At 30.9% G+C, this 1,101-nt stretch carries 1 protein-coding gene; it reads left to right on the top strand.

From position 1 onward, the window contains the following. Positions 1-112: 112 nt before the first annotated feature. A complete protein-coding gene (locus tag ACSHZO_RS15870) occupies positions 113-835 on the top strand; it encodes a GNAT family N-acetyltransferase (RefSeq protein WP_298248431.1) in 723 nt (240 codons plus the stop codon). Positions 836-1,101: the final 266 nt, after the last annotated feature.

The following is a 1,101-nucleotide window of genomic DNA, read 5'->3' as shown; positions in this document are numbered from 1 at the left end:
ATCTCGAACGAAAAAAATTATATTTGAATACCTAACTTTTTAATACGCTTTGTTGCGCTACAACCTTGAATCCAGCTTAACGTATGCCTATTTATATAATTGGAAATGATATATGATAAATAAATTGGAATGGGATAGTGAATTTTTTGGTTATCCGGTAGGTGAGGTAGGTTCTGAATATTCACATAAACAATTGCTAGAAGAATGGAGATACAACCTTTCTAACTTCAAATTAGTTTACAAATATTCTGAATCCAAAATACAAGATCAAACTAATAAGGACTTTAGTTATTATTTAGTTGATACAAGAATGCCTTTCAGGAAAAAAGTTTCTTTCAAAAAGTTACACAAAAGTATAGTTGAATATGATGGTGATATTCCGAATGAACAATTAGTAGATTTGGCACAATTAGCTGGAATTCACTCAAGATTCCGCAGAGATGATAATATTTCAAATGATCAGTTCAAAAATTTCTATCGTATCTGGATAGAAAAATCGGTTCAGGGAGTATTAGCAGATAAAGTATTCGTTTATATGGTGGATAGAAACATAGTAGGCTTCGCTACTGTTAAAATTAATGGAGAAAATGGAGTAGCACCACTATTTGCAGTGAACAGAGCATTCGAGGGAAAGGGTGTTTCATTTGCTTTGATGAATGCTGTGGAGGGTTTTATTTATAGTCAAGATTCAAGGTATTTAGTTTCTTCAACACAAGGTATAAACAAAAAAGCAATTAAGGTCTACGAGAGATTTGGATGCAAATTTGAGAAAGAAAGCTACGTTTATCATTTGTGGAATCATAAATTAGTTCCGATGGATAATAGTTTTTTTTAATTCAGTCTCTTTTCTAGTTACAACTTAAGTTAAATCATAATTTATCTAAACTTTTAAAAGATTTAAAGTGAGTAATATTTTTCCGTTGAAGAAAAAACTTTATTATGTTTTATCCTAATCATGAAAGCGAACTTCTCAAACTTTATTTTAGTTCACCTTAAGGAATAACAGGTATTGAAGACTTACCCGTTTTGAAGACTTACCCGTTTTCGGACAGCTCTAAATTACACAATTTTTCTTTTTTCATTGGGTCTAGACCCAATGAA

The organism is Christiangramia sp. 3-2217-3z, from assembly GCF_051195275.1.
In the GTDB taxonomy this organism is placed as follows: Bacteria; Bacteroidota; Bacteroidia; order Flavobacteriales; family Flavobacteriaceae; genus Christiangramia; species Christiangramia marina.
Note: the sequence above shows the minus strand (reverse complement) of the source record. Positions and strands in the feature narration are given on the sequence as shown.